The sequence below is a fragment of the Stenotrophomonas sp. SrG genome (genome assembly GCF_050031795.1).
Classification (GTDB): Bacteria; Pseudomonadota; Gammaproteobacteria; order Xanthomonadales; family Xanthomonadaceae; genus Stenotrophomonas; species Stenotrophomonas rhizophila_A.
In genome coordinates, this window is sequence record NZ_JBNBBE010001141.1 from 1 (window position 1) to 239 (window position 239).

At 72.8% G+C, this 239-nt stretch carries 1 protein-coding gene; it reads right to left on the minus strand.

The window, feature by feature from the left end:
* The coding region (locus ACQG3P_RS23045; protein ID WP_426806343.1) for a hypothetical protein at positions 1-217 on the minus strand (217 nt) is incomplete at its 3' end.
* Positions 218-239: the final 22 nt, after the last annotated feature.

Genomic DNA, 239 nt, shown 5'->3' on the forward strand with positions numbered 1-239 from the left:
CCTGCGCGCGCCGCGCGAATACGTAAAGCGCGATCCAGCCGGAGTATTCGCCCACGCAGTCCTGGTGGTTGCCGATGAAGTCGCGGTATCTCTGGCGCAGCGCGCGGGCCGAGAACTGGCTGCCGCGCGCGGCCAGCCCCGCCATGATCGGCACGGTCAGGCCACCGCGCGGAGCCGCGCCGGTGGCCGGCGGGTCGTCGTCGGCGAGCAGCGTCACCCTCGCCTGCTGCAACAGCTCC